The organism is Paenibacillus mucilaginosus 3016 (assembly GCF_000250655.1).
GTDB classification, from domain to species: Bacteria; Bacillota; Bacilli; order Paenibacillales; family NBRC-103111; genus Paenibacillus_G; species Paenibacillus_G mucilaginosus.
In genome coordinates this window covers 4,181,031-4,206,949 of record NC_016935.1, presented here as the reverse complement: position 1 = coordinate 4,206,949, position 25,919 = coordinate 4,181,031, and the positions used below count along the sequence as shown (strand labels likewise).

18 protein-coding genes and 3 pseudogenes are annotated in these 25,919 nt (G+C 47.3%); 10 read left to right on the top strand and 11 right to left on the bottom strand.

The genetic code is table 11. From position 1 onward, the window contains the following. Positions 1-302: 302 nt before the first annotated feature. The gene (locus tag PM3016_RS37465) at positions 303-848 is read right to left on the bottom strand and encodes a hypothetical protein (RefSeq protein ID WP_014370453.1); all 546 of its coding nucleotides are present in this window, start codon (positions 846-848) and stop codon (positions 303-305) included. A gap of 837 nt (positions 849-1,685) precedes the next feature. Here PM3016_RS37465 and PM3016_RS18305 point away from each other — a divergent pair. Then, positions 1,686-2,162: an SMI1/KNR4 family protein gene (locus tag PM3016_RS18305; protein WP_013917946.1), complete on the top strand. Its 477-nt coding sequence runs from the start codon at positions 1,686-1,688 to the stop codon at positions 2,160-2,162. A gap of 226 nt (positions 2,163-2,388) precedes the next feature. On the opposite strand, the pseudogene PM3016_RS39785 reads toward PM3016_RS18305, so the two are convergent. The 7 genes and pseudogenes from PM3016_RS39785 to PM3016_RS18280 form a co-directional block, all read right to left on the bottom strand. After that, positions 2,389-2,661 (bottom strand): annotated as a pseudogene (locus PM3016_RS39785) (IS110 family transposase); the annotation flags it as partial. Positions 2,662-3,423: 762 nt separating this feature from the next. Beyond that, positions 3,424-3,978, bottom strand: a pseudogene (locus tag PM3016_RS18295) (hypothetical protein); the annotation flags it as partial. A 120-nt stretch (positions 3,979-4,098) separates the two neighbouring features. Further along, a pseudogene (locus PM3016_RS41435) lies at positions 4,099-4,269 on the bottom strand (transposase); the annotation flags it as partial. A gap of 123 nt (positions 4,270-4,392) precedes the next feature. Beyond that, on the bottom strand, positions 4,393-5,949 hold the full coding sequence (locus PM3016_RS18290) for an MAC/perforin domain-containing protein (RefSeq protein WP_236628853.1): 1,557 nt from the start codon (positions 5,947-5,949) through the stop codon (positions 4,393-4,395). Positions 5,950-5,957: 8 nt separating this feature from the next. Continuing rightward, positions 5,958-6,704, bottom strand: a complete 747-nt coding sequence (locus PM3016_RS37455) for an endonuclease/exonuclease/phosphatase family protein (RefSeq protein ID WP_014370449.1) — start codon at positions 6,702-6,704, stop codon at positions 5,958-5,960. A gap of 14 nt (positions 6,705-6,718) precedes the next feature. Beyond that, positions 6,719-7,900, bottom strand: a complete 1,182-nt coding sequence (locus PM3016_RS18285) for a glycosyltransferase family 4 protein (RefSeq protein ID WP_148279689.1) — start codon at positions 7,898-7,900, stop codon at positions 6,719-6,721. A 431-nt stretch (positions 7,901-8,331) separates the two neighbouring features. Further along, positions 8,332-10,929, bottom strand: a complete 2,598-nt coding sequence (locus tag PM3016_RS18280; protein ID WP_013917940.1) for a winged helix-turn-helix domain-containing protein — start codon at positions 10,927-10,929, stop codon at positions 8,332-8,334. A gap of 344 nt (positions 10,930-11,273) precedes the next feature. Here PM3016_RS18280 and PM3016_RS18275 point away from each other — a divergent pair, with 344 nt between their 5' ends. From PM3016_RS18275 to PM3016_RS18265, 3 genes are all read left to right on the top strand, one after another. Further along, positions 11,274-12,593 (top strand): peptidase G2 autoproteolytic cleavage domain-containing protein, encoded by a 1,320-nt coding sequence (locus PM3016_RS18275; protein WP_238540549.1) that lies wholly within the window; start codon positions 11,274-11,276, stop codon positions 12,591-12,593. Positions 12,594-13,028: 435 nt separating this feature from the next. Further along, positions 13,029-13,460, top strand: coding sequence for an IS110 family transposase (locus PM3016_RS18270; protein ID WP_013917938.1), 432 nt, complete (start codon positions 13,029-13,031; stop codon positions 13,458-13,460). 57 nt (positions 13,461-13,517) lie between these two features. Beyond that, on the top strand, positions 13,518-13,949 hold the full coding sequence (locus tag PM3016_RS18265) for a transposase (protein ID WP_041617084.1): 432 nt from the start codon (positions 13,518-13,520) through the stop codon (positions 13,947-13,949). A 936-nt stretch (positions 13,950-14,885) separates the two neighbouring features. Here PM3016_RS18265 and PM3016_RS18255 read toward each other — a convergent pair. Together PM3016_RS18255 and PM3016_RS18250 are read right to left on the bottom strand one after the other, a co-directional pair. Next, positions 14,886-16,037 carry a serine hydrolase domain-containing protein gene (locus tag PM3016_RS18255; protein ID WP_014370446.1) on the bottom strand — a complete coding sequence of 384 codons (1,152 nt, stop codon included), beginning with the start codon at positions 16,035-16,037 and terminating at the stop codon, positions 14,886-14,888. Between the two features lie 30 nt (positions 16,038-16,067). Then, positions 16,068-17,423: an erythromycin esterase family protein gene (locus PM3016_RS18250; protein ID WP_014370445.1), complete on the bottom strand. Its 1,356-nt coding sequence runs from the start codon at positions 17,421-17,423 to the stop codon at positions 16,068-16,070. A 488-nt stretch (positions 17,424-17,911) separates the two neighbouring features. On the opposite strand from PM3016_RS18250, the gene PM3016_RS41430 reads away from it, so the two are divergent. From PM3016_RS41430 to PM3016_RS37450, 3 genes are all read left to right on the top strand, one after another. After that, positions 17,912-18,043, top strand: a complete 132-nt coding sequence (locus PM3016_RS41430) for an erythromycin esterase family protein (RefSeq protein WP_128758928.1) — start codon at positions 17,912-17,914, stop codon at positions 18,041-18,043. A gap of 127 nt (positions 18,044-18,170) precedes the next feature. Then, positions 18,171-18,455, top strand: coding sequence for an erythromycin esterase family protein (locus PM3016_RS18245; RefSeq protein WP_013917931.1), 285 nt, complete (start codon positions 18,171-18,173; stop codon positions 18,453-18,455). Beyond that, complete coding sequence (locus PM3016_RS37450; RefSeq protein WP_238540548.1) at positions 18,412-18,768, top strand: Ger(x)C family spore germination C-terminal domain-containing protein; 357 nt, start codon at positions 18,412-18,414, stop codon at positions 18,766-18,768. The genes PM3016_RS18245 and PM3016_RS37450 overlap by 44 nt, the downstream gene beginning before the upstream one ends. 354 nt (positions 18,769-19,122) lie before the next feature. Here the strand turns inward: PM3016_RS37450 and PM3016_RS18235 are convergent, their stop codons facing one another. Further along, the gene (locus PM3016_RS18235; protein ID WP_013917929.1) at positions 19,123-19,986 is read right to left on the bottom strand and encodes a helix-turn-helix domain-containing protein; all 864 of its coding nucleotides are present in this window, start codon (positions 19,984-19,986) and stop codon (positions 19,123-19,125) included. Between the two features lie 565 nt (positions 19,987-20,551). Between PM3016_RS18235 and PM3016_RS18230 the strand changes: the two genes are divergently transcribed. The 3 genes from PM3016_RS18230 to PM3016_RS18220 all read left to right on the top strand — a co-directional run bounded on the left by PM3016_RS18230 (position 20,552) and on the right by PM3016_RS18220 (position 25,918). Next, on the top strand, positions 20,552-21,964 hold the full coding sequence (locus PM3016_RS18230; RefSeq protein ID WP_014370443.1) for an ABC transporter substrate-binding protein: 1,413 nt from the start codon (positions 20,552-20,554) through the stop codon (positions 21,962-21,964). Between the two features lie 145 nt (positions 21,965-22,109). Further along, a complete protein-coding gene (locus PM3016_RS18225; RefSeq protein WP_014370442.1) occupies positions 22,110-24,944 on the top strand; it encodes an extracellular solute-binding protein in 2,835 nt (944 codons plus the stop codon). Between the two features lie 17 nt (positions 24,945-24,961). Then, positions 24,962-25,918 carry a carbohydrate ABC transporter permease gene (locus tag PM3016_RS18220; RefSeq protein ID WP_014370441.1) on the top strand — a complete coding sequence of 319 codons (957 nt, stop codon included), beginning with the start codon at positions 24,962-24,964 and terminating at the stop codon, positions 25,916-25,918. Position 25,919 lies beyond the last annotated feature (1 nt).

Here is a 25,919-nt window from a genome sequence, read left to right as displayed (position 1 = left end):
GGGGGCGTTACGCAGTGGCCGGAATACCAGACAGTCGAGGGGCCCCGTGTAAAGGGTAGCGAAAGGCTGCTCGTAGCCCCTCATATATTGAGATGAATTTTTAAACTAAACCGCCAACTCTAACAAGCAATCTCTTCCTGGTGGCTTTAACGTCAAAAGGCTTATTATGGCTGCCCATACGAATGGTGTATGGACTCTTTTCCATGCGCTCGCTGGGTTATCCGTAGATTCGCTACTACAAAGGTTCCTATGAAATACAAAATAAAAAAGAGCCGCAGATTGATGCGGCTCCCTATGACATTTTATTGCCCGCCTGTATTTGTAGCCCAAACAGGATAAGGTAACACGACAAGGTATGGTGATTCGTTATACAGGACTACATTCCCATCATCTTGTACTATCAGAATGTTGGCGTTTTTGTTTTCTGGCTTTGGCTTATTCGAGTAATGACCGCTGTTATTAATCCATCCGGCGTTATCAGTTGCCCAAAATTGATAGGAGTTATATGTATTGTTACTAATTACGAGCCCCATGGTACCCGCCCGAGATGGGGTGAAAAGTACATAGGTCGGCCAATCCAAACACCTGTCACCAAATAGTGGATCACCAGGATTTCTGAAGCATGCACCATTCGTGCCCGAAGCCCAGATTGCCTTCGTATTGTCCTTATAAAGTACCAGATTCCCATCGAACTGGAAACGAAGTTCAAATCGCCCATTGTTTGACACTAATGACTGTCCCTTAGTAAGTGTTTCACCAGGGTAAAGCCTGTCCTTTGCAAAAGCGGCTGCGGTAAAGGATATTTGGAGCATGAATACAGCTACAAGCATCAATACAAATTTTTTCACAGGATGACCTCTTTTCTAGTAATATGTTGGATGCAAGGTTAGTTTATCATATATTTTACCAAAGAAGATTTATTTTACCACAACTTAACAAATGAATTGATCCTGAATTTCTAAAGTTCCATGCTCTAAAAATATAAAAAGTGCTCCAAATTTTTGGTAGAATGGTGTTTGCTGAGAACATCACCCACAAAAAAAGGAGCACCTTTAAGGTGAAGTCTACCACACCCCACCCATTCATAAAATCAAGACTGAATTTTCTCTAGCCGATTCGACTAGCGTTGGAGGAAGCAAAGTCTTCCTCGATTTGAACCTACAGGCTATAAATTCAGCTGCTTCAAGCATATCGATGATCCAGCCTGATGCCAAAAGCCAGGCATGGATGAATCCTACCTACTTTGTCTTCTGCGCTAGTTATGCTGCAGAGAGGAGGTCTGGGTCTGGGGCTACACAACGACTTCCCTAACCAATGCTAACCTGGTGCCGCTCCACTGCTGTAATCGTCAGTGATCCATACATTCCGCACCTATACCCACTGCCTTCGGTGGCAAAAAAAGAACCGCCTGAGCTGCAGCTACCCTGGCGGCAAATGACAGCGGAGAGAGCTTTTCTTTTGTATGCTGCCACTGCAAGCCGAGGGCAAGAGCGGTGGACCTAAATGGAATGTTTCTGGTGATAGCAATGATACTCCCACGCCCCTCCATTCGCTTCATTTGTTGAATAGGAGGTAGTCGCCTCCCCTGAATCACGTTGTACGAGGCTTTCCAAGCTTTCAAAACATGGAGAGAATCTTATTGGAAAGCTAGAGCGCAGGAATTTATAGATAATGGAGGATAATATATGAGTATTAAAGACTATGAAGAAGCTAAAGATTTAATGAAAGAAGACCCGAAGACATATCATTTGGGGCCTCATTCTGACGAACTTATTCATGTAGCGGAGAAAAAGCTGGGTATTAAGTTTCGCGGTATTTATCGTGATTTTCTTAAAGAATACGGGATAGTAAGCACGTATGGTCATCAGGTTTATGGTATTACTTCTGATAAATTTGAAAATGATGCTGTACCCAATGCTGTTTGGCTAACCTTACTTGAGCGAAAGACAATTGATCTACCCAACAATTTATTTATTATTTATGAAGATGATTTCGGCGACTATTACTATTGTATGGATTTTAATCAGGGGTCGGAAGTAGATGTAGAACCAAAAGTAGTTGCATACCCAGCCGGTGTAGGTATAGATTGGCCACAAAAAACTGTAGCTGAAGATTTTGGGCAATTCTTGAAAGGATTGATTCTGGATACTATTGAGCTGTAGTCACGTTACAGTCTCCGGTTGACGTAATCCTTATTTCTCATTAAGATCACATTTTCAAGATATTTAAGGAATAATAGCACAATAACAAGGCGCCAAAGGCAGCTGGTCCAAAGATCGGCTGCCTATTTACTTTTAACGCCCAGCATGGGCGTCAACACTAGTGAGACTGCGCAGCCGGTGGCCTAAAAGAGTTTTTACATAAATAAACTTCTCCAACTCTGTCTTGCAGAACTGCTTCAATGCCTTTAGCTTGAAGCCACCGGGCCAGACTCAACCAGTAATGACCTGTTAGTTCCATGCCGATGATGACCTTGGTCAGCTTGTATGTCGAAAGCAGATCTTGAATCCAGCGGCCGAAGAGGCGGAAGCCTTCATCATGGTTGCCAAAGTCGATTGGAGTTCCAAGTGCAATGCCACGATAGCTGACTGCACGGGCTACATGGGCCTCTTGAGCGATATCTACGCCAACAACGAGATGGACAGAGGTAATGTTTTCAATGAGTTGATTTTGTTTGTCTTAAGCTTTAAACTTCATAGTAGAGCGTCCTCCTGGATGATGGGTTTGAGGCAATGACCTCGTGTGCAACCCCATCGTACCGAGGCGCTTATTTTATTGCAAAGACCAAATTATTCGTTTTACAGGAATTCTATCGGGAGACGATATTTCAAAAATGACAGGAGTCCCAGGATGATCTTCTCGCAATCCGCAATCTTGCGGAGAAGAAGAACTATTCGATCCAGCAGACGGGTATTTCCGGTTAAGCCGAATTTCAGGAGCAGGTTTCTCAGAATGGAAGCGTCCTACAGGATTTCCTCATAAGCTTGAGCCCGCTCGGCACGAATCAAGCCGATTTCATGCATATATTGCAGTCTTTGGATACATCAAAAGCTTATGGTCGCCCATCACATGAAAGAAACGGAAGTCTTTGATGCCGCTGTCCGTCCGGATGTCCTCAATATGCTGGATCAAATGGTCATAGCAAGCGACCCCGTAGGCTAGAACCGGAGTGGACAGCCAGGTCGGTTCCCGGTGGGGCGTATAGGTGGACTCCAGATAATCGGATAAAAGACTGCTTGATCCTTTCCGTATCAAAGGCATAAGATACGTCGGTTCTGTAGCGGAAAAAGCTCGATGCCCTTCAATGGATTGAGCTCTTCCTTAAGATGAAGGATAGAGTCCGTTAACTGCGAGTAAGAAGCTTCGAAGAGCCCGTACCGGTTGGCGCCGTTCGCATGTTTATGAAAATCGGCCATGTAAAATCTTTAAGGTATTGAAGCGCACGGTGAAAGCAATAATCGCTGCCTCAGCTTCGGAAAAGTTGCGTGACTCAGCCAAGGTTGCCTGAGCGACGTTGTAAGCTTCATTAGCCAGCTTTGCCAGACGTTTAGGCCAGGACAAGAACGGGCGGCCAAATTCGGATGTCCACCACTCAGGCTTTCTCAACTGACTCACTGATGCATGGCCGGTCCACGGGCGGGTTTTAGCACGTGTTTTCATTTGCTGCCGAATGCGCTTGCCCGCGATCTCTTCCACATTGTAGGCAATAAAACTGTCAAGCAACGGCCACGCATTCAAAGGAGGCAATTCCCCTAGATCAGGCATAAAACGCAGCTCCAGATTTGTTAACTGGGCATGATGAGCCAACAAGCCTACATCGCAGAAGTTCCCCCATTAACTCAGTGAATTAAGATTCGGAAACCGGTCTAGGCAGTCCAACGAGATGGGCTGTCCCAGAGGTGCGTTGTGCAGCGTCAGGTTCGTCACCAGGTGCAATTCACCAAGATCGGGTAGTTTGAAAGGGGGATCATTGTTTTTATACAACGGGATCCCATTATCGCTTAGACTGAATTGTACAAGGTCCTCTTCATTAACTTCCTCGCCAATTTTACCGCCATAAAACAAAACTACACCATTCATTGATACTATTGGGGCACCCATGGCTGCGTAGTTCAGTTCTTCTGGCCGACCCCTGTGCGTTCTCTTGTTGAGGATGCGCAGTGCAGGTAAGAGGTCAAGCGCTTTGAAAACGATGCTGTATTTATTTTCGGGCACCATTTCCATGAGCTCTTGCAGGGAAAACAGTTCTTCTTGACGAATAGAATGCAAAAGAGTACCTCCTTCGTTTGAGTGTGGTGTGGTAACCATACATTCAATAACTTGGGTAGGTACTCCTTTTTTTGTTGCCCTGAAAACCAGTTACGGCAAGGGTTTTGAATTATGAAAGTGACTCTATAGTTCTCCTAATCCAAATGTGTAGTTTCCGCTGAATGTCTGGCGATAAAAATAAATGGATAAGTCTAAGGATAAGTCTGAATATACTCCGTCCCAACCACTATATTTGAGGTACTCGACTCCAGTATCTGGTCCATTACCGAAGATGCCTGTTAGCGAGTACATTGCAGGATAAGAAACCCAACTAGGCGTCGGTGCTTGGCTTGGAGGTGAGCAGCCTTTTACCCACTTTACTAAACCTGAGCCTGCTCCAGCGCTTCTTAGAACGTCAATAGCATCGGAACTTGGAGTCATTCCTAGGTCTAAGCCGAAAGTGACAAGAATCAATATGTTATTCGAAGAATCATGCTTCCCTTGTACATCTTTTACAAAATCATCCCACACCTCTAGAGAAGGAAGATACCAGTATTGAACTGGTGGAATAGCATAGTATTTGTTGAAAATCACCTCGGAGATATTAGATCCCGAGAGAATGAGGACTTGAAAGCCCGCCGGTGAAGCCGGTGTATCGTTTGGTTTGAAGGATTGGCTTCCAATATAGATACTCGGTGTAACTGGTTCTATTTCAATGGGGTACTCGATGACCTGGCTACTCGTACGAATGGTCATTCTTGGATGCATGATATCGGAATATTTTTCCCATGCTGATTGAACGGCTTGCCGTTTATCCCCACAAATTTGCCAGATTCCTTCTAAGCTAAAATCTATTATTGCAGGATCGCTTGCAATACTCGATACCCATTCATGGAAGGCTTCTACAGTTTCCTTGGATGGTTCGAAGGTGTCAATCATAACTATGCGAGAGATTTTCTCGGGGTCGCCTCCTGTAGCCTTCAATGTCGAGTTACTATTAGTTGAGTAACGTTTCCAAGCATCACTGATTTTGATATTTGCATCTAGGCTTCCACTACTAAACAATGCTTCGTACTGTGCTTTCACCATCGCAGAGATTTCGTTTGTGCTTGTCTGGCTCTGCTTGTCAACGGATATGTAAAATTGCAAGGTTCCTCCAAGAACAACCTTACTAGTAAAGAATACGCCGAAGTCATTAAAGAACTCTGAAAATATATCGAGATTGTCTGTGTCGGACTCGTAGGGGAGGTCACTCAATCGACTTAAAAACTCACTGGAAAGATATTGGGGGTCATATTGATATTGTAATGTGGCGACTTGGGTATAAAAATTACGGTAGGCATAGTCAAATTGCGAATTCTTGTGATATGCCTGAGAATAATCAGCCTCCATCTCGCCACTAAACGCTCCGTATTTCCCGCTAATTCCCACATGAGCTCCAAGACTATTTTGAACTTCTTCTCTTGAGTTGTAGGCTCCTGCATCATAATATGTCTCCGTATTCTCTAGTAGGTTAACATAGCTTGGAATCTGATAATCCTTTCCAAGAAAAGTAACTGTTTTATTCGGTGCTTTGCTTGGAGTTACAAGTAACTTGATAAATGATGATGTATCTCTTGTACCGTAGATATTCATACCTTGAGCAAGAGCATTTGCTTGAGACATGACAGGTAAATTAGCTAAGTTTTTCAAATTAATCATCTCCAAATTTAGGTTGTATATTCAAAAAATTGCGGGTAATGGTCTGATGATAAATTGTCACCCTTTATAGCAGCAGGTGGTATCACGAGATTGATATCTGAATTTTCTGGAGTGACGACATAATCTATTCGTCCGCCACTTTTATGGGTTTCTTTGCTACTGCATGTACACTTCCATGGTTTTCTTCCAAATTTCTTTTCTAACTCTATGGGTGAGCAGTTAAAATCCCCCGCATATACAAATTTATTATAGCCATTCCCCGCAGATACATCGTCTAGCTGATTAATACTGTATGATGCTGCAAAACGAGCCTCAGAAGATGGAGCATGGTGGGAAAAAATTTCTAAATTATCTGCATCTTTTATCTTAATTCCCAAAGAAGGACGTAAACCATCATCTGTTTCATGCCATATAACACGTGTTTCTTTTGTGGTATATTCCGCTCTGGTTATGACAGCTAAACTACATCGATTATTTCCCGCATCAGCATCTTCATAAAATAAAACAAATAGCTCAAGCCTACTTCCCATGCGTATTGTGCCTTTATAAACTCCTCTATTGTCAACTAGTTGTAAACTACCATCATTAATGGCATCATTAATAAAAGCATGCCTCCCACTTTCCTGGATACACATAACAAACGGTTCACTAAAACATCCAATCCAGCGTTTCAGTGTGTTAATTTTGTTGCCTTGCTTATAGGGGTCTTTAGAGTCTGCCCCTTGCATGTTCCATGTGAGTATTGTGATTTTCAAAGAAAAAGTCCTCCTTAATGGGAAGTCCCAAGAGTCTTCAATATTAATTCCTTCCATTTGTTAGATATGCTGGACCAATGGAACTGAGGTAAAGTGGCATACTCCATAGCTTTCTTTGAAAGATACGCCATTTTCTTATCTCCATGGTAAAGCAGATTCATCTGTTCGACTAAAGAGGTCTTGTTAACGACTCGATTTCCCTTTAAGTCCACATCAGTAGGAATAAGGATACCTACGTCATTCCACAATTCGGAACAAGCACTATGATTAGGAACTATTTGAGTTGCACCAGTCGCTGCATGCTCAAATGAGACAAGACCCCATCCTTCATCCATACAGGTATTGAGTCCCACATCACATGCATTATAAATTAAATTCAAATCAGCATCATTTAGATTGGGTTTATCCTCCTTTTGTGTTGTTAGAAGGAGTCGTTCTTCTATGCCTAAACTTTTAGCAAGATCAAGTACGTCGATTCCAAAATCGACCCTACCCATATGTAAATAAAGATACACATCGGGCTTTCCACGGCAGAATTCGGAAAATGCCTTTATTGTAAGGTCTATTCTTTTTCTGAACGAATTTCGATTAGCGTTCAAAATAATCCAGGCATTAAGTAACTCAGGACGGTCTGGAAACAATTTTTGGCGAGACATCCTTCGCCCCTCAGGTAATGGATAAAAAGCATTCAAATCTACCCCGAATCCGATGGCTTCGATTGTGGGAATATTCATAGGCTCATTTTTTTTAAGGAGCTGTTCAAAAGCTTGGAGGGCTAGGCTTCTACTATAATAGGTATACACAACAAGCGCATCAACAGAGCTTAGATCTTTGATTTGATCAGGGCCTACATTATGATCAATAGGACAATATGCGATGGTTTTACCAGAGTATGATGTCAGTGAAGATTCATAGAGGGAGTAAAGCCAATAGTCATGGCAAATGAGAATCAGATCAGGGGAATACCTCTTCAACAGGGCGGGTAATTGTTTGCAACCGTAGCGATCACCCAATATGGTATTAGGCTCTGTAATCCAGGGAATGGACCGGAAAGAACCATAGTCGTTAATTGCAAAATGAACAATTTCAAATTCACTAGCTAGATTAGAAGCAAGGCTTTGTATAACACGGGCATATCCCGTCGCCTGCTGTCCTTCTCCGATAATAAGAACTCTAGGATTTTGTATAAATATCACCCTCAAGTACGGTTATTATAGAGCTAAGTTCCGATGACCTTAATGAAAATGGAAATATATCCGTGACACGAGATTCCTTATCACCAATTACTTACATCTACTTTGCGGATGGTGTCAGCCACGCTGGTACTACCCCTAATTGGCGCTCAAGTTGTGGGGCACTGCATTCCGCTACGCCAGCGTCATGACGAGATAAGGGTCGCATGCCATTCCCGACCGCTCATTCCGCCTGGCGCAGCGGCGAGGGGTGCCTGAAGCCGCAGAAGCGTCATGATGAGCGGGACGCCTCGTTTCAAGCCTGATCCCACGTAGATTACCTTCTCACCTACTCTCTGAAGTAGTGTTCCTCCTTCGTCTAGAATAGCGCATATGGCCACAAAAAAAATCTAACCCCGGTTATAGACGAGGTTAGATTTTTTTGCTGGGTCCATTCATTCCATCATGTCATTGCCGCGGCGAATCGCTTCTACACGGTTCCTGGCCTGGAGCTTGCCGTATATATGGTTGATATGTGATTTGAGCGTGCCCATGCCGATGTTCAGCGTCTCTGCCATCTGCTTGTTGGTCATACCGCCTGCCAAACAGCGAAAAATCGTCAGTTCCCGCTTCGTAAGGAGTTGCTCCAACCGTGCCGTCCGGTCTGCACGGCTGCCTGACTGTCCGGTCCACTCGGTGCCACTGAAACAGGACAGCACGTGTCTGACGAAGGCAAGGCTCGGCGTCTCGCTCTCCCGTATATGTCCCTTCCGGCGCATCTCGATGTAGGTCATCAGCAGCTCTGCAGCAGGCATACCCCTATCGGCAAACACGCGGGTATACCCGTCCGACTCGGCGTACCTCAGCGCCTGCTCCAGCGTCAGGACCGCCTGCTCCGTCTTTCCGGCGTGACGGTGTATCAGCGCCTGCAGCACCCCGAGTTCCAAGGCGTCCATAGGCCTGTGACCTTGGACTGCCAGCAGAAACAGCCGATCTGCCAGCGCTTCCGCCTCTTCGCATCGCCCTTCCTGAAGCAGCACCCGTGCGAGGAATGTGTAGATATACAACTGCGGAAGGGACACGGGGTCGCCCTCATTGACTTTATACTTGTCTCTCCACTCTAAGGCGGGGGCGACATCTCCCTGGTCAAGTGCAAGCGCGGCAAGCTCTGCCTCGATGAACAGAAAAACGGCCGCCACCCGGTCCGAAACCGCCCGCTGCTGGGCTTCCTCAAGCCACCGCTTCGCCTCCAGGTTATTCCCCCGGGCTCTGGCAATGCGCGAGAGGAACAGGTAAGCCGTCACGTACACTTTTTCCGGCTGGTAGGGGTTGTGAACGTTCTCTTGCAGCCCCTGCCTGAAGACGGCCTCCGCTTCTTCCAGATCGCCCCGTTCATAGAGCAGCTCGCCATAGCACACTATCGTGGAATCGTGGACGCGCATAGGGGTGAGGAATTCGATCATCCGCTGGAAGAAGGTATCCGCCATTCCACGGGACAAATGCTGCCCCCTTTTGCCGTTGTACGAACGGAATATACTGGGGGATAGCGGCATGTGAGGCGGGGCGAACAGCAGATCCGTGCCGACCGGGCTGTGCTGAAGCGACAACTGGATGTACTCTAGGCCCTGGACGACATCCATATCGTATTGGGTCGCCTTGGTGTTACGGAGGTAGTAGAGATTTCCGAGAAACCGGTCTTTCTCCTCCTGGCTCCAGTCCGCGGAAGATAGGTGATACCGCTGCTCGGCCTGCTGCAGGTACACTTCGGCTAGCTGCGGCTCATGATTCCAGAGGAGGGATAAGATATAGGAAAAATACAGGAACCGATGCTCCCACAGGATCGGCTCGGGAATTGCAGAAAGCCAGTGGCGGAGGGTGGAATACTCCCGTTTCATCGCGAAGGTCTTCCTCCGCTCCAGCAGCTGGGTGGCCTCGGTAAAATGCTTCCCGGCCAAATAATATTCCACAGCGTCTTCCAGCATGCCGCGTGCTGCGCACCAGTCGCCGGCGGTCTTGTACAAGCCCGGAACTTCGCCCGGAAAGCTCCGGGTGAGCCGGCTCTTAAGAAAATCGGCGAATAAATGGTGGAAGCGGAACCAGTTCTTCTGGTAGTCCAGAGGGATGATAAACAACCCTGCATCGGTGAGCTGGAGCAGCAATTGCCGACAGTCCGTTTCGCCCGAAACAGCTTCGCACAGCGGGCCGGAGAAACGCTGCAGAACGGAGCACTTGGCCAGAAAATCTTGCACTGCTGGCTCCAGAGAGTGGTATACTTCTTCCAGCAAATACTGCGCGATCCAGCCACTGTCGCCAGCAACGTCTTGAATAATGACTGCCAGCTGCTCCGCCTTGCGAAGGGAGAGTGCTGCCAGCTTGAGGCCTGTCACCCAGCCCTCTGTTCGCTGCACAAGCAACTCGATTTGCTCCTGCGTGTAGCTTGCATCCTTCCATAGACGAAACAGCTCCGCGGCTTCTCGCACGTCAAACCGCAAATCTCCGACGTCCAGCTTCGCTGCCCACCCGCTGCTGAAGAGCCGCGTTGTCGCAAAGGCGGCTTCCTCGCGACTGGTGATATAGAGGTGGACCTGGGCAGGAAGATAGTCAAGGAAGAAGGCCACCGAAGCGACAACTCGTTTATCATGGATGACGTGCAGATCGTCCAGTACGAGCACCAGCGGGTTGGGCAGCTCCCCCAGTTCACCCAGCAGCGGGACGAGAAAGGTCTCAAAGGCCCCCGGCGTCAGCGACTCTAAAGCCGGATTCACCTTGTCCGCGAACCCCTGGTGAGCGCAGTCGATCGACGAAATGATATAATGCCAGAAGCGGATCATATCGTTGTCGCCAGTATCCAGCGAAAGCCAGGCGGCAGGCATGGCCCGCTGCCCGATCCATGCGCTGACCAGCGTTGATTTGCCATAACCTGCGGGGGCGGTAATGAAGGTCGCTTTCCGCTCCAGGCCTTCTTCAAGTGAAAGCAGCAGACGGGGGCGTGGCACTACGCCGGGAAGCAGGGGGGGCATGCGCAGTTTCATTTTTAATAAGACAGGTTGCATTCGTATTCCCCGTTTCTCGAAAACGTTGTCTCTACTAGTCAATTATAAGCTGCAGTATCATGGATGAGAATGGAAAACTAGCTCTGCTAGGAGATGCTTGCCCCTGGACTCCAATCCGAAATGTGAGTGTATTACGCCGTGTCTCTGACTAACTCTCTCTCATACGATACTCTCAGGGGAATATCCCTCTAAACAGCAATCTATTAACCAATCGTTGAAGTCATGATGAGAGGAAGGAAAAGCACATGGCTGATTCATGTAGCAGAAAAGCGACGGGAGCCTGCTCTGAGGCAGAGGGATATACGACGACAGCATCGGGACAAGCTTCCCATGCGGAAGGATGGATGACCGCTGCAAGTGGAGTAGCCTCCCACGCGGAAGGGGTGTCCACCGTAGCTGAGGCAAATGCTTCTCACAGCGAGGGCAACGGCTCCAGAACGACGGGCTTTGCAGCCCATGCGGAAGGAAATGGCAGTATAGCGGAAGGGTTTGCCGCACACAGCGAAGGATACTTTTCTCGGGCACAGGGAAAGTATTCCCATGCCGAGGGAGACGTGAATACGGCTGTTGGCTATGCCTCCCATGCGGAAGGAAGCGGCTGCAACGCCGAGGGGGCTGCCTCTCATGCGGAGGGCTTTCTAACCATCGCGCGGGGGCAGCATTCCCACACGGAGGGAGCTGGCACATTGGCCGAGGGGTTCGCGGCCCATGCGGAAGGTGAAGTGACCGATGCGACGGAGCGCGGGGCTCATGCGGAGGGGATCTTTTCTAAAGCACGCGCGCTGGCAGCACATGCGGAAGGAAATTGGACACGGGCCTTCGGTTCATGCTCCCACACCGAGGGGTCCTTCACCACAACGGAGGGAGCATGTGCTCACGCTGAAGGGCTCCAAACGAAAGCTAGCGGGAATTACGCTCATGCGGAAGGAGCCAATACGACTGCTGATGCAGATTATTCCCACGCAGGAGGGCGGAATACCGATACGGGTGGATTCGAAGGAGCGTTCATCATCGGCCGCTATGCGTCGGCCCAGTATCCCTACTCCTTTCATCTCGGTAACGGGATGGAAAACGGTCCATCGCGCAATGTGGTCATTTTGGATCAGGAGGGCAATGTTCGTATCGAAGGCACCGTCATATCGGGATCGGCCGATTATGCGGTAATGTTTGAAACGACAGACGGCATGCCGATAGAACCTGGTTATTGGGTCACACTCGAGGGAGAGAAGATCCGAAAAGCGGATGCGGGGGACCGTTATGTTCTCGGGATAGTCAGCTCTTCACCAGCCGTCTTGGGCGACGCGGCGGATTTACGATGGAAGAATATGTTTCTCACGGACGTGTGGGGTCGTGTCCTCTATGAAGAGTCTGATGTCCCCGAGCAAAGAGACCCTGAGGGAAATGTAGTGATCCCGGCAGGAAGACGGATTCATCCGGTGTTACATCCTTCATACGATCCTAGACAGGTATATATCCCCCGTATGCAGCGTCCAGAATGGGCTGCCGTAGGGCTTCTCGGCAAGCTGCTCGCGCGAGACGATGGTACCTGCGTTCCGGGAGGCTACTGCCGACCTGGCGAGCGTGGGGTGGCAACCGCGTCGGAGAAGGGGTACCGAGTCCTGAAGCGGGTGGGGCCGAACCAGATTCTTGTTCTGGTCCGCTGAGACAAGGCAGACAGAGAAAAGAAGCAAAGAGAGCCACTATGGCTAATTACAGCCCATTCTCATACACGAACAAATGAAAAATTACGCCGCTCATGGTTACTGTGTTCACGTGTTGTTAGCTTTCATGATCGAAGTACAGTAGCTTGCCGCGAGTCTCCAAGTATGCTTTAGTCGTACGTTCTCCTCCAACCTGTCTCACTCCTGTTAGCTTTACCAACGTAGTCACAAGTATAGCGACTGTACTTGTGACTATGTTGGAAAGCTTGGCTAAATGTCTAACAAAAGGGGCGTTTATTTTTTATATAGTCGCTATATGTAAACCATTGATGTTTATGGGTTTTTGGCACACTTTGAATCATAGTCACTATATCTTGTCACCTGTACTAGGGCAGATAGAATTCGTCTTGTTCTATACTGCTTATAATGGCTGAAACCATGATGAATTGGACACGCGTCCGGGGAATCGTCCTTTCCACTCGGCATCTTTCCTTCAAGAACACAGCAGAAGGGTTTGAAAAGCTGCAGCGCGCCAAAAGGAACAAGGAAAATCGGGATAACTGTCAATCCAAGAGTGATCCAAAGGATGCACTGGTTATTGCAGATGTGGTTAGCCGTGGTTATTACTACGAGTACAGTCGGCAGACCGAAAGCTATCAGCGGCTGAAAGTCATGATGAGTGACCGGGAATTCTGGGTTACGGGCAGCGTACGGCTGCAAAATCGTATTATCCGCTGGCTTAGAAAACACATGCAGCGAGCTGGCGGCTGCTCAGGCATTCAGAAAGCCGCGGAACTGCTTTTTAAGGCGAACCAGAGTGTAGGGGACATTACATCGCTCCATGAGGCCAAGCAGGATCTAGGGCGGTGAATTGAAGAGTATGAACGAATCGAAAGTCATTTAGAACAGATTGAAAGGGACGTCGCATTGCTGCTCGAAGACATCCCAATTGCTGGCCAAATGCGTTCAGTTAAAGGTCTGGGCACCATTTATATTGCGGCTATTCTCTCTGGCGCAGGCGATTTAACGCAGTATGCTCATGGGCGTCAACTGCTAAGGAAAGCCGGTTTAAACCTAGCGGAAAGTATGTCGGGTAAACGCAAAGGGGAGGTTATACTCTCCAAGCGAGGGAGTGCCGTTCTCCGGAAGTACATGTATCTTGCTACCCTAACCCTGACAGGAGTCAATCCGCTCTTCCGACAGTTACATGAGGATAATCTAAAAGTAAAGCATATGAGCAAACAGAATTCGATACTTAAACTGCTGGGGAAACTGGCGCGGATATTAATTGGAATGGTACACAGTGGAGAGTCCTTCACTCCTGAAAAAACAGTGCACCCTTTGGTTCAAGCAGCGTAAGAATGTAAGCTCAGACGTGGATTGACTCATTCGCAGGATTTCGAACAAAGAAAGCACGGAGGACCGAGTTCGTTCCTCAAAAGGGCACAGACCCATCCGCTAAACGCTATCGGTCTCCACACCTTGGACAGGTGTAACGAAGGAATGTAAGGGCACAGACCCGTAGAGCCTTGGGATGGTTAGTCTCCAAGGGATTGTGGAGTATGCGTGCAGTAGAGAAGACCCCAGGGAAATGTATCTGAGCGTTTCTTCTATTCCCGCATACCCAAAAACTGATCTTATGGATGTCTGTGGTTTATTTCCTGACTTATTCCGGCAATTTAAGGTTATGAAATCCTGCGAATGAGTGAGCATACGTGAGATAAATCCTTAATACTGAGGGACTGGGAACGTTAGCTGAATAACATAAGGAGGCTACCCGATCGGCAGACTCCATTAATTATTACGATTTAATACTGGTCAAATAAAGTATGGGATGTTTGCCTCGACAACCTTCGTAAGTTAAAAAACTCCCAATATCGCCGAGATTATTGCATAGAGGCCATAAATAGAGAGACCGAAAGCGATAATTTTGAATAAAGGTTGTAATTTAAAGAATAGCAATTGCGGCACCTCCCGGTATATCTTTATTTGTATTATAACCAATTTGGACTTAAATTGGAAGTAAATTACATTTATCTGAAGGTTTCTGCCCGGCACGTTGCTTGCGCAGGGGATGGCTTCGCCAGGGGGCAGCATAAGATCACTCTGGCTTCAGCGCTGGTGGAACAAATATACAGCTACACGTCGGAACACGTCCCCCTGCAGGGGCAGCCAGCGCCACCGCCGGCGGAGCGGCTCTGACATTCCGTCGCGGGCAGAGGAAACGGTCGGGGCCGCGATGGCAGCAAGCTGGCACCGGAATAGGAAATTTCCGGTGCCAGCTTGCTGGTGTTCTTAATGTGATGAAGAGCCAATGAGTTGCTCGGCAATGCTTTTGGAAAGAGGCAACGTATTAATTTCAGAAGGCATCGCATTAATATTAAGGGTTTGTACATAATCCCCGCCGCGAGTTCCACCTGCGAACGTTGCGAATCCTGGAAAGTTGCCGCCATGCCCCCAAATCGTAATACCATTCGTAAGCTTTGTTCCAACGATCCCCAAGCCGTATTCACCTACTGGAGTTTCAACCCCAGTTAACATCTGATCTAAAGTAGCTGGTTTTAATAGCTTGCCACTAAGTATGGCACTGAAGAATGTATTCAGATCATCCGCTGTGGAGATCATAGATCCCGCAGCATCTGCCCAAGAGGGATTCATTTCGGTTCTATCTATGAATTGACCGTCGAGTACGAAGTATCCTCGTGCATGTTCACCTGGAATAAACGAGTAGTCGTCGGGTACATAAGTGCTCGTTAGCTTAAGGGGAGCTATGAAACGTTTCCTAATATGTTGCCCGTATGTTTCTCCAGTAGCCTTCTTAATAATCATCCCTGCAAGTACCGTATTCGTATTGGAATAAACCCATTTCTCTCCAGGCTTAGAGGTTGCCTTCATGTTCAGTCCAGAACGAACTAATTCGTCAACAGTAAAGGAATGTAACGGGTTTGGAAGTAATTTATCGAGAATATCCTTGTGTTCTGAATAGTCAGGAATACCGCTTGTTTGGTTTAATAGTTGCCGAATCGTGATATGATCCCCTTCATATTCAGTACCCTTAACAACATCAGGCAGCCATTTTTCTATCGTGTCATCCAGGTTCAGTTTTTGTTCATCAACAAGCTGAAGAATGACCATTGCAGTAAACGTCTTTGTTAGACTACCTATCCGGAAAGTAAAATTCGTCTTAACCGGGTCAGTACCGTAAATGCTTGCTTCACCGGAAGCATATGCCCATTTTGATCCTTTGTTTGAGGAAGCTACAATTATGCCCGGTATATTTTGATGGTTAGCAGCTTCATCGATAAGTTGCTTGGCTTTGGTCTGCGAATCTTGACTGTAAGTAGTAACGAGGGGATCCGTCTGCTTTGCAAAACCAGTTCCTGATAATGGCAGTAATAGAGTCGCGGTAATCATTGTCGATACAGTGAGCATAGAAATTTTGTTCATTTCGTTTCTCCTTTTGATTAAGGAATCGTATTATTCATTCATTTGTGATGGAGTGACCTTTTTGATATAGAAAAAGATGTCAAATGTCTTGCCGAATGCAGCGTCTACAAACAAAGGTACTTCAGGCCCCAATGCTGTTATTCCGGCAAATAGAGGACGGGTTTCATCTAACCAAGTTTTCACCGAACCGCTTGCTTTGCGCAAGTCTACAAAAAATTGATCATGTTTGACTTGTCCGACGGTATAGTTAATGCTATGGGGGTCATCGATTCTAACCGTTCCGTATGGACCGAATTTGCCGCTTTCATTAACAACGTTATATGAACCTGAATGGATTGAAGTCCCGATGGATACGTATTTGTCGCCGTAATGTTTAGCCAAATGTTGTCCTGACATCTCCGGATATACGAATGGAAGAGTATTGGTTTTGGATATATGTCCGTTATGACCCCATACAATGGTTTTCCCCCATTGTTCTTGTGTCCACTTCGCATTTTCATACATTGCAATATCATGTCTTAAGAAGAACTCCGGCTGTTGTTCAGCTAAAAGCATATGAATAAATTGCTCGATAATACGGGCGCTATGCAATGCCCATGCGTAAGCTTCTTTTTGCTTGCCGGCATTAACTTTATTTTTTTCTAGCAGCTCAATAATAGACCGGGCATTGGAAAGATGCTTTTCTTTCTCATCTTTCGGCAGTTTCTCAAAACTTTCTTCATCTTTTGTTGCGGAAATAAGCTCTTTCATTTTGTCATTTAATTGAGAAATCAAATTCGGATTAGATTGTTGGATATAGTCCGAAATTTTGTTAAACACATGTTCATCTAATTTTTTTTGATCCATCCCGATTACACGTACTTTGTTGGGATGTTTGGGATTGGCATTGTAGTCACGAATCCATTCCAACATTTGCGTCATTTCTTTATTGTTAAACACGGGGCTAAGAATTTTGCCTGGATGCCCTTTACCTGTAAGAACATATTGATCAAGCATCAATCCTTTCCCCCAGTTCTCCTCTAAGACAAGGTTTGTAAACCCCAATTCCGTAACCATATACTGTACGATACGGTGTTTCATCGTGAATATTTCATGCATGCCATGAGAAGCTTCGCCTAAACCAACAATAGAAGCAGATCCTATCATCTCTTTAAGTGGTTGTAAATCTTCCAAAGAAGCACGAGGCTCTGTTGTTGTTAATTTGCTTGCATTCTTCTCCAGCCACTGTAATGGAGTCTGGTTGTCCTTCATGGCAGTTTCAAGTTTAGATGCAGGCGTATTGCCCGAACTGGATGGTGTTGATGGGATTTCTTCTGTGGAACAACCGGCCAAACTTATACTACCTATTGTAGTAAGCGCCAGCCTCGTTAATAATTTCTTGTTCATTTTTTTCCTCCCCAGGGTTATTGTTTGACATTCATTGCGAAGCGATTTGTCTCCCCGAGTATTGCAAAGTAATTGTCATACTGCCAAGATGCCATTATGTCACCATGAGGCGTATTTACTGTCATATGACGGCTTATCACCCAATGCTTTCTGGGACCGAAGTGAGCAATTCGGCTTCACGACAGAAGCTTATTCCTTGGATGAAGCATTACAAGCGGCGGCAGAGGAGGCGGCGAGACCGGTCATTTTGTCGGATACCGGCGAATGGATTTGACCCTCGTTCTGAAGCGGCTGCTAGAGTTGGGTTGACGGGAGACGCTTGTTGCCGTCATCGTTGATGCGGCAGCGTGGGAGATGTGTTCGAAAGCAGTTGAAAGTGGGCATGTCGGACTCGGTCTCGGATGCCTCGATCCGACATCTGCTAGCGGCGATTCGCAGCTAGCCATCGACGCAGAGGTCGTCACGCCGGGAACCGTTCGCGACAAGGCATGCGCTGTCGTCCGGAGCAGTGGGGTTACCTTATATTTAATACGAAAGAAATGACCGATCTGATTGAATGGATTCGGGTCTATAATAACAATCCAGACAATGATCAAAAAGTGCGTATCATAGGCATGTGAAAACGATTAGCGAAAATGTCTATGAATCGATCATAGAGTATGTGCAACTGCATAAACCGGAACTTGTGCCACTTATGAACGATACGTTTAAAGACCTTATCCCCGAACGAAGGATGCGTACATTTACATGAATCTTTCGGAATTGAACGGGGAATCCCCAGAATTCACCTGGATCGAACAGCATGCTGCCGTCATCGAACATTTTACCAAAATGATGGGATACTTACCGGAGAAACCTAAAGACTTTTACAATCAGTATGATATTGCGATGTACGAAAATGCCAGATGGACGGAGGAGAAACTTGGGAAGTCGATCGTCTGGGCGCACAACGGCCACACCGCGAAAACAAATCTGCTCCCGCAAGTATATGACGAGATCGCCGGACAACATCGCCGGTCATCCATATTTTGATCCCCAAACCGGTAAGGTTGGAGAAGCGGATTGCCCGGCGGACCTCACTAAATCGCCCGAGATCCGAAATCTGCAGCAGCAATGGAAAGTGGTAACGAAGCGGAATGTCGAGGAGGCCGTGAAGGCGGTTCAACGCATGAACAGCGATATTTTTGGATTCTTGGAAGTGGTGGAACGGGATCAGCCGAAAGCATGGAAGAAAATGAAGGATAAGTGGGGCGACATTTTTCCGACATGCTGGGTGGAGGTTCAGGTGGAACAAGAGATTTTACGGACGGGTATGAGGACGAAATCAAGCATGTCCGGCAAATAATCCGAGCCATGCGATCTTGAAGCGGAAACGGTGGAGTTAAGCATTAGACTGACTAATAAAACGAAGCAGCGGCGGACCAAGACTGAAGAATAAAGTCTTAGACTGCCGCTGACCTTTGTTCAACTAATGTCTATGTCCACCTGGTTTTTTCATCATTGCATCCACGGTACCCTCGGCTATCTTACCCCCTAATAGCTAAAAAAGCGCCCTCATAATTGTTGTTCAGTTTTGTGTTGACAATCCATTTCCACCCCCAACGTATTGGAGGTGGGATGATTGTGAGAGACAAGTGGTCAAACTCTCAAATAGATTTGTTGGATGTTTCGGGAGGGAATATGATGCAGGAGGGAGATGTCATCGCATAGTCTGTCTATAGGCTCTGGGGGATAGTCCGTAAACTTTGGTAAACCGTCGCGTGAAATAGTTGCTGTCGTTAAACCCGCATTCGTAGGAGATGTTCGTGATGGGGAGTCTGCATTGCCGGAGCAACGTACGCGCGCGCGACAAACGAAGTTGTTGCAGGTATGAAATGGGTGTCGTTTGATAATAAGATTGAAAGATCCGATTCAGATGTCTAACCGAAATATTGGATTTGGCCGCAATTTCCTCCAGCGTAAGAGGCTCCAGATAATGATCTTCAATGTAGGAGAGCGCATTAGCCAAATGCATCAGGTTGCGGTCCATGCCATTCTTCTGACTGTCATACTGTCTGGATAAATAAACTACAAGTTCCATAAACCGGGAAATAAGCATCGTCTGATGGCATGGAAGTTTCTCGTTGTATTCGTTGATCATGACGGAGATGACGGATGAGACGTGTTCCATGCTTGGAACAGACAAACTGAGCCTGCTATGAAAAGGTTGAAGATTGTAATAAAAAGGTTCCAAAACGAAAAGTGCCTTGAAACCGTTGGATACTTTTAAATCCGGACCGGCAATTCGAAATAATTCGGATCGAAACATAATATTGCAAATTTTAAATTCATGAGGATTTATGTAAGCATGGGGGGTAGCCTCATGAATGACAAATACGTCTCCCGTCTTAATAAAGTAAGTTTCTGAATTTACAACGTGCGTAGCGTTCCCGTTCAATACAATGACGAGTTCGGTGAAGTCTTCATGCTGATGAAGATTCGTATCTTCTTCGTGCCCGCCATACTGGATAAAAAACGGGAATTGCTCGTCATCCGTAAACCAGTTCAAATAAACGGTATTCAAGATATCGCCCTCCACAAAAATGGATCATCTATCATTTTTGTCTACGATTAACCTTTGTCGTATTTTAGCCCCTGTACATGTAAGATTTTATAATGAGTGTGTAGATACAGATAACGCCTTAGATTGTTACAAAATTCATACTAAAATTAATGAAAAGGCTTACACACTATAGATTCGAATTTCACATGGAAGTAGTCGCATTGCGATTACAAACGTAAAACGCGCGTAAGCGATTCGAGCATAACGCTCGGCTCGCTTGCGCGTTTTTTTGCTCGTGCGAAAAGGGAGTTATGACGCCGACTTCGTAGGATCATGACTAAATGTTGCTATTTTCATGTCCAAAAGATGAAGGTTTGCATCCATTTTTTACAATATGATTTTTTTAGAAGTAAGGGACACGTTGTGGATTTCATTCATCTCATACGCGTGCAATGAATTCGATATGGCTTTCAATTGCGCTGCGGCGTTGAGCGGCCAGGAGGTGATAAGCGCGGAATGATCGAACGGCAAGATTGATATTGTATTGAATTGACAACGGTTACATTAAAATTGCAGGGGGATGAATATGAATAAAAAACTGGTTATGCTGCTTGTTAGTCTGATGTTGATATTTTCTTTAGCAGCTTGCAGCGGCGGAAGCGGCAACGGAAACAGCAGCAATAGCAAGAACGATCCAGTACGCACAAATGCAGCTTCGGAGGATTCTTCCAACGACTCGGCGGCGACGAATGCTTCCGAGGGGACCAATGACGTTGCAGAAGGCGCGGGCGATTCCAAGGAAACGCCGGAGATGGATTTTGATATGGGCGGCAGAGTGATTAAGATTGTAAACTTCTGGAGTTTGGAAATCCCGGAAGACAATCCTGATAATATCCAAAGGAAGAAGAACCTTGAAGCTCTGATGAAGAAACATAATTTCAAAGTTGAATACGTTGTCCTCGATCAAGCCGAGTACCAGAACAAGGTTACAGCCTCACTGCTTGCTGGCGAACCGGTAGGCGATATCATCAGCTTAGCCAGATCGTACGCCATTCCAACGCTGGTAAGTCAAGATCTGTTGTGGCCGGTTGACGAATATACGAAAAATGACAAAGTGTTCGATCCGAATGTATCGAATAAGATTATGCAGTATAAAGGGAGAGGGTATGGCTTTGGCGGGTACCCGGGTGGAGCAACCGGTTTCTTCTACAACCGCACGTTGATGAAGAATCTCGGCATGAAACCGCTTCAAGAATATGTTGATGAAGATAATTGGAACTGGGAAACGTTCATTCAAGTGATCAAAGAGGCTAATAAAGATACGAACAACGATGGAAAGCTTGATACATGGGGATTGGCAGGTGCCGGGTTTTTGGATTCAGCGCTTGCCTCAAACGAGACAGGCTTGACGAAAGAGGACAAGCAGAGCCTGGATGATCCTAGAACCGTTGAAGTTTTGAATTTCCTCTCCAAACTGAGTACTGAAAAACTCGTCAGACCTTCCGAGGGCGGCGATTGGACGGAGCCAAGTCAATTTTTCCGTCAAGGTAACACGTTGTTGTATTTAAGTGGAGCTTATGAGGCGGAAGGTCTAAAGAAAGACATGAAGGATTTCGAGTTCGGCTTTATTCCTTTCCCTAAAGGACCGAACGGAACTTCCTACAATACACCTGATAGCAATCCGTGGGCAATGGTAATTCCGAAGGCAGTAGAGAATCCGGAGCAGCTCGTTTATATCTGGGAGAAAATAGAGACATACGACTCCATTTATAACTATTATCTCCAATCTTGGTACGAGACGTTGTTTGATAACGAAGTTGATATCAATAATGTTAAAGTAGCGTCTAACAGATTCTATCTCGACAGCTTAGCTTCGTTCCCGAGCATGCCTTATTATAAGTTCGCTGACGATATTAACAAAGGCCAATCCGTATCCACGGTCATCGAGACGTACAAAACGCCTTTCCAGGCGGCAATCGATGAAGTCTACAAGAAATAACGATTGAAGTGATCAACCAGTCCGCATCTCATTTACGGATGCTGACTGGTTGCACTCACTTTTGCCGGGGAGGGGAGCAGAATTGAGCATCAGAAGCCAGAAATCAGTGAAATGGATATGGATTTTAGTCGGTATAGGTTTGTCCATGTGGGCAATCTATTCATCACGTCAAACCGGCAACGGCAATGTTCGAGCGATTAGCGATTTTGCAGCGGTAGCGGATGCAGATGCCAAAGACGGATATGACGCCTATATGAAACGCCACTCAAACACAGATAGACCGGCGGGAGAAATTCGAATCGAAGGCGAGCAATATGCTGAACTCGAAGGGGACGGCTTTGAGCTTGCGAATGGATATCAAGGTCTGCAAGGTCAAGCCGTGTTGACGCCAGAGGCCGGTACAATCAGCTGGAAGGTCCGGGTCGATCATCCGGGTCTATACAATATTCGAATTCATTATTTTCCTATTGAGGGGAAAAGCTCCGCTATCGAGAGGGAGTTCGCGATCAATCATGAAGTGCCTTTTAAGGACGCCGAAATCTTATTGTTCGATCGATATTGGGGCAATCGCGAAGACGAAATCGAGCGGGACAATCGCGGAAACGATTTGCGCCCGAGGCAGATAGGGAAGCCATCTTGGCAAATCGTGTCCTTCGAGGACAGAGAAGGTTACCATGACCAGCCCTATTTGTTTTATTTCGGCGAAGGGGTTCAGACCGTTTCTTTGACTTCCTTGAGGGAACCGATGGCTATCGACTATATCGAGTTATACCAGGAGCCGGAGACGAAAACCTATGAAGAACGGAAAGCCGAATATGAAGCTGATGGAGCAGCTGCCGCCGAAGGTCAATTCATCGTGATTCAGGCTGAGGATGCGACCTTAAAATCTTCCCCTACGCTTTATCCGCTTTCCGATCGGTCAAGCCCTTCGGTCACACCGTACAGCGCTTCTAAAATTCGGGTCAATGCGATCGGGGGCCTCAACTGGAAGCTGCCGGGGCAGTGGATTGAATGGGAATTCGAAGTGGAAGAGGACGGGTTGTACCAGATTGCGCTGAAGCGCAAACAGGATCAGTTGCGGGGCGTCTATGCGACGCGCAGCATCATGATCGACGGCAAATATCCATTCGAGGAAATGAAGCGGACGCGATTCAGCTTTAATGCGGAATGGCAGACAGATGTGCTGGGAGGGGATGAGCCTTACTTGTATCATCTGACGAAAGGGAAGCATCGCATTCGTATGACGGTTTCGCTCGGCGAGCTAGCGCCGCTCATGGAGACGATCGAGTCGAGCGTGCTGAAGCTCAACGAGATGTATCGAAAGATTATATTAATTACCTCGAATACGCCGGACCCTTACCGCGATTATCAATTGGAGAAGCGGATTCCCGGCATGATCGATGTCTTCCGGGAACAAGCTGGCCGTATCCAGGTCGTGGCGGACTATCTCGAACAATCGACAGGGGAGAGGAGCGATAAAGTTGCTGTTCTTCACACGATGGTAAGGCAGCTGAACGAAATGGCGGAGAAGCCGGAAACGATCGCGAACCGGCTGAACTCCTTTAAGGTGAATGTCGGCGGGCTTGGCACGTGGATTCTGACGGTACGCGAACAGCCGCTTACGTTGGATTATCTGATTGTCGCGTCTCCGGACAGCAAGCTTCCGAGAGCGAAAGCGACTTTGCTCGAGAAGATCAAACACGAGCTAGGCGCTTACGCGGCCTCTTATACCGAAGACTACGATAGTATTGGCAGCACGCAAGAAAGCGGGCGTTCCGTCACGGTTTGGGTAACGACGGGAAGGGACCAGGCGCAAGTGTTGAAAGCGTTGATTGACGACATGTTTACGCCCGAGACGAACATATCGGTAAATGTAAGGCTCGTTCCGGGCGGAATCCTGCTTCCGGCAGTTCTGGCTGGTGAAGGACCGGATGTCGCCTTGCAGGCCGGTGAGGATGTCCCTGTCAATTATGCGATGAGGAACGCCGCAGCCGATTTGACCGCTTTCCCGGATTTCGAGGAAGTCGCTGCAAGGTTTCGCGATAGCGCAATCACTCCTTACACCTATGACGAAGGGGTATATGCACTTCCGGAGCAGCAGACCTTCCCGATGCTGTTCTATCGCAAGGATATTCTCAAAGAGCTGGACTTGGAGCCTCCGAAGAAGTGGCAGGATGTGTATAACATGATTTCGGTGCTGCAGAAGCACAACATGGCGTTTTATTTGCCAATCGAATCGGCTACGAACAATTCGAATCTGGTTCCGAATGCGGCGTTCGCCATGCTGCTCTACCAGAACGGCGGCCAGTTCTACCGGGACAATGACATGAAGAGCGCATTGGACTCCGAGATTTCCATGCAGGTTTTCAAGCGCTGGACACAATTTTATACGAACTACAAGTTTCCACTGCAAGCGGATTTCGCGAATCGGTTCCGGACTGGGGAGATGCCGATCGGTATAGCCGATTATACAACGTACAATATGCTGACGGTTATGGCGCCAGAGATCAAAGGGTTGTGGGACTTTACCATCGTACCCGGCACCGAGCACGAGGACGGATCTGTAAGTCATGAGGTCGCCAGCCATACGACCGCGGTCATGATGCTGGATAATGCCGACGACAAGGACGCGGCGTGGTCATTCATGAAGTGGTGGACCGACAAGGATACCCAACTCGCTTACGGACGAGAGCTGGAAGGATTGCTCGGCGAGGCTGCGCGATATCCGACAGCCAACATCGAAGCGTTGGAGCAGTTGCCATGGCCAGTCAAGGATTTCAACAATTTGAAACGCCAATGGCATTGGGTAAGGGGCATCCCTCAAGTGCCGGGCGGGTATTTCACCGGTAGGCATCTGGATAACGCCTTCCGGCGCGTCGTGAACGAGAGTGAGAATCCGCGCGAAGCCCTTTCGGATTATATTTTGTACATTAATGACGAAATCGCACTCAAGCGGAAGGAATTCAATCTGCAGAATTAGTTAGGGGGTGGAAGCCGATGCAAGCAGAAGTAAACCGCCATGCCGCGTCGAGCCTCATCCAGGCAAAGAAGCCGTCACGACTCGCCTATGTTGCCCGAGAGCTTCGAAAAAACAAGCACTACTACTTGTTGATGAGTCCGTACATGCTGATCTTCTTCACTTTTACGGTCATTCCAGTCGTCATCTCGCTGGCACTCAGTTTCTTTTATTTTAACATGCTGGAGTTTCCGAGATTCGTAGGCTGGCAGAATTATGCCCGATTGTTCCTGGGCGACGATGTGTTCATGATCGCCCTGAAGAATACGTTCATGTTCGCAGTCGTGACCGGTCCAGTCAGCTATATCGCGTGTTTTCTCTTTGCCTGGATTATCAATGAACTTTCGCCCAAGGTTAGAGCGGCTATGACCCTTGTGTTCTATGCGCCGTCCATCTCGGGGAACGTTTTCTTTATTTGGCTGATCGTATTCTCTGGAGACAGCTACGGTTATTTGAACGGATTCCTTATGAAATTCGGTTTTATTCTCGAACCGATTCAATGGCTTTCGAACGAGAAATATATTCTGGCCATTATTATCATCATTCAGTTGTGGCTTAGCCTTGGCACCAGCTTCCTGGCCTTTATCGCCGGTCTTCAGACGATCGACCGGACACTGATTGAAGCGGGAGCAGTAGATGGCATCAAGAACCGCTGGCAGGAGTTATGGTTCATCACGCTGCCGTCCATGCGGCCGCAGCTGATGTTCGGAGCCGTTATGCAGATTACAGGCTCACTTGCGGTCGCCGATATATCGGTCGCACTAGCCGGATTTCCAAGCGTTAACTACGCGGGGCATACCATCGTCACGCACTTGATGGACTTCGGTACGATCCGCTTCGAGATGGGTTACGCATCCGCTATCGCGACCGTGCTCTTCTGCATGATGATCGGCGCCAATAAGTTGACGCAGAAATTGTTGCGAAAGGTAGGTGAGTAAA